This window comes from Ramlibacter sp. (assembly GCF_041916345.1).
Classification (GTDB): domain Bacteria; phylum Pseudomonadota; class Gammaproteobacteria; order Burkholderiales; family Burkholderiaceae_C; genus Ramlibacter.
In genome coordinates, this window is sequence record NZ_JAYRZR010000166.1 from 1 (window position 1) to 3,393 (window position 3,393).

General features: G+C 69.9%; 4 protein-coding genes and 1 pseudogene. All 5 read left to right on the top strand.

Going from position 1 to position 3,393, the window contains the following annotated elements:
• Positions 1–230 precede the first annotated feature (230 nt).
• Positions 231–644 carry a transposase gene (locus ACE3T5_RS21330; protein WP_374670120.1) on the top strand — a complete coding sequence of 138 codons (414 nt, stop codon included), beginning with the start codon at positions 231–233 and terminating at the stop codon, positions 642–644.
• A complete protein-coding gene (gene tnpB / locus ACE3T5_RS21335) occupies positions 641–988 on the top strand; it encodes an IS66 family insertion sequence element accessory protein TnpB (protein WP_374670121.1) in 348 nt (115 codons plus the stop codon). The genes ACE3T5_RS21330 and tnpB overlap by 4 nt, the downstream gene beginning before the upstream one ends.
• 188 nt (positions 989–1,176) lie before the next feature.
• Complete coding sequence (locus ACE3T5_RS21340) at positions 1,177–2,718, top strand: IS66 family transposase (protein ID WP_374670123.1); 1,542 nt, start codon at positions 1,177–1,179, stop codon at positions 2,716–2,718.
• Positions 2,715–3,230 (top strand): hypothetical protein, encoded by a 516-nt coding sequence (locus ACE3T5_RS21345; protein ID WP_374670122.1) that lies wholly within the window; start codon positions 2,715–2,717, stop codon positions 3,228–3,230. Before ACE3T5_RS21340 ends, ACE3T5_RS21345 begins: the two co-directional genes overlap by 4 nt.
• 38 nt (positions 3,231–3,268) lie before the next feature.
• Positions 3,269–3,393: pseudogene (locus tag ACE3T5_RS21350) on the top strand (IS630 family transposase); the annotation flags it as partial.

Sequence of the window (3,393 nt, forward strand, 5' to 3'; positions counted from 1 at the left end):
CTACAAACGACACGGCAGGACCACGCTGTTCGCGGCCCTGAACACGCCGGACGGTCGGGTGATCTCGATGCGCCAGCCGCGGCACCGCCAGACGGAGTAGCTGAAGTTCCTGCGCCTGATCGACCGTAAGCGGGGCCTCAAGGCCGCATTCCCCATCCGGCCGGGATTGAGCACGATCCGCTGATCCGTGCCCCGCTTGTAGGTGTGCACTTAACCGGCAGATGCACATCATGGACGGCCAGCGAGTCACCAAGCCCAAGGACATCCGGCGCCGGCACACCGAGGCATTCAAGCTGGCGCTGGTCGAGCGCAGCCTGGTGCCCGGTGCGTCGGTGGCGGCCATCGCCCAGGACGCCGGCATCAATGCCAACCTGCTGTTCAACTGGCGGCGCCTGCATCTGCAGTCGTTGGCATCCGCCGCTGCCAAGGACTCTTGCGGCCCGGTGCTGCTGCCAGTGACGTTCGTCGAGCCGGTGGCGGCGTGTGCCCCCTCGCCGGCGCCACCGCCACCGCCTGCAGTGACGGCACGCGCTCCACTCGGCACCATTGAGATCAACGTTCGCGGCACGGTGGTGCGGGTTCGCGGCCCCGTCGATGAGGCCAGCCTGCGCACGGTGCTGCGGGCGCTGGTCGGCGCCGCATGATCGGCCTGCCGGCCAACACCCGGGTCTGGATCGTCGCCGGCCACACCGACATGAGGAAGGGCTTCGACGGCTTGGCTGCGGTCGCGCAGAGCGCGCTGGCGGCCAACCCGTTCTGCGGGCATGTGTTCGTCTTCCGTGGCCGGCGCGGCGACATCCTGAAGGTGCTGTGGTTCGACGGCCAGGGCCTGATGCTGCTGGCCAAGCGGCTGGAACGCGGGCGCTTCATCTGGCCGCAGGCCGAAGCCGGGGCCGTGGCGCTCAGCCCGGCGCAGCTGTCGATGCTGCTGGAGGGCATCGACTGGCGCATGCCTGTGCGCACGCACACCCCCGAGCTCGCAGCTTGATGGCCTGACGGCGGTGCCGACCACTGGATGAGCTCGGCTTGGTGATCCCCCGGGTGCCCAGCCCAAGCGCTGCTGGGCACAGTGGTGTTGTGTCCAACGACGTCCACCGCCCCGAAGACCAGGCCCAAGCCGCCGGCTCTGTCGATGCTCTGCGCCTGGTGGTGCAGGCACGCGACGCCGAGATCCAGATGCTGCACCTGGTGGTGCAGAAGTTGAAGCTGCAGCTGGCAAGGCGCAACCAGATGATCTTCGGCAGCGCCAGCGAGCGCTTCGCCGACGGCACGCCAGCCGCGCAAGGCAGCCTGCTGGAAGGTGAACTACTGGATGGAATCGAGCCGAAGAAGGCGACCGAAGCGCTGGTGTCGCCTGCGGCCAACACCGCCGCGAGCAGCGCTGCGAACGACAAGTCGGTGGACCGCAGCCTGCCTGAGCACCTGCCGCGTGAGCCGCATGTGCACCGCCCTGAGACGACGCCCGAGCACCACGACGCGCAAGGCCAGCCCTGCGGCTGCGGCGAGTGTGGCGGCCGGCTGCGCGAGATCGGCCGCGACGTCTCCGAGCAGCTGGAGTACGTGCCGGGCCGCTTCAAGGTCGTGCGCCACGTGCGGCCCAAGCTGGCCTGCGTGCGCTGCCAGCGGGTGTTCCAGGCGGCCGCGCCCAGCCGGCCGATCCGCCGCGGCCTGCCCGGGCCGGCGCTGCTGGCCCACGTGATGGTGGGCAAGTATTGCGACCATCAACCGCTGTACCGCCTGAGCGGCATCTTCGCCCGCGACGGGGTCGAGCTCGACCGCTCGACGCTGGGCGGCTGGGTGGACCAGGGCGACGCGCTGATCGATCCGCTGGTGGCGGCCATCCGCCGCCACGCGCTGGCCAGCGACAAGGTCCACGGCGACGACACGCCGGTGAAGGTGCTGGCGCCGGGCGCCGGTAAGACCCGCACAGGCCGGCTGTGGGTCTATGTGCGCGACGACCGGCCCGCCGGCGACCCGTCACCACGGGCCGCTTGGTTCGCCTACTCGCCTGATCGCGGCGGCGAGCATCCGCAGGATCACCTGCGCGGCTTCCGCGGCGCGCTGCAGGCCGATGCCTACGCGGGCTGGCCGCGGCTGTATGCCACCGGGCAGGTGCAGGAGGTGGCCTGCTGGGCGCATGCACGCCGGAAGTGGTGGGACCTGTTCGTCGCCGGCAAGCGCGGCCCCGACAGCCTGGCGGCCCAAGCGCTTGCCCGCATCCGCGCGCTCTATGCGATCGAGGACGAGGTCCGCGGCCAGCCGCCCGAGGAGCGCCGGGCGCAGCGGCAGGCGCGTGCTGGGCCGCTGCTCAAGGCGCTGCGCACCTGGCTGGAGGAACTGGTGCCGCGGGTGTCGACGAAGTCGGAGATCGCCCAGGCCATCGGCTACAGCCTCGGCCGGTGGAAGGCGCTGACACGCTACGTCGACGACGGACGCCTGGAGATCGACAACAACGCGGCCGAACGCGCGCTGCGCGGCGTGAGCCTGGGCCGCAAGAACTACCTGTTCATGGGTTCGGACGCCGGGGGCGAGCGGGCAGCGGCCTTCTACAGCTTGGTGGAGACTGCCAAATTGAACGGGCTGGACCCCGAGGCATACCTGCGCGAAGTCTTCACCCGCATCGCCGACCACCCGATCAACCGCATCGACGAGCTGCTGCCATGGAACATCGGGCTGCAGCCGGTGGCGCGCGGCGGTCGCGGCAAGATGGCGGCATGAACGTCCCCGGCATCGACGCGCGGCTGCTGGAGTTACTCCAGCAAGCGAGCAACTTGCAGTTGTTCCAGCTGAACTCGGTGATCGAGCGCATGCTGGCCGATCCGCGGCGCATCCTGCAGGTGCGCAAGGCCCTGCACATGGGGCAGACGGTGCGCTTCATGGACTGGCGCGATGGGCAGATGCGCGTGGGCACGGTCGTGGCGATGAAGGACACGCAGCTGACGATCCAGGAGCAGGCCACGCGCAGCGCCTGGACAGTCCCCTACACGGCGGTGGAGCCACCCGCAGCCGGCGCGCCGCGGCCGGCACCCGAGCCTGCGCCGCCGCCGGCACCGCGCGCCGGGCGCAACGACTTCCGCTGCGGCGAGAAGGTGGCCTTCGAGGACAAGCACCTGAACACGGTTGTCGGCGTGATCGTGCGCATCAACCAGCGCACCGCCAGCATCGACCCGGGTGACAGCACGACCTGGCGCGTGGGCTTCTCGTTGCTGCGGCACGTGGTCGACATCTGACCGGCCTTCGTCAAGAGGGCCTTGGGGCCACGCTTACGATCGACCGCAAGACGCCCAAGGGCCTCACGCTTCACTTGATCGTCGACAACTACGCCACGCACAGTCATCCCGAGGTGCAGGCTTGGCTGGCCAAGCATCCGCGCTTCGTTATGCACTTCACGCC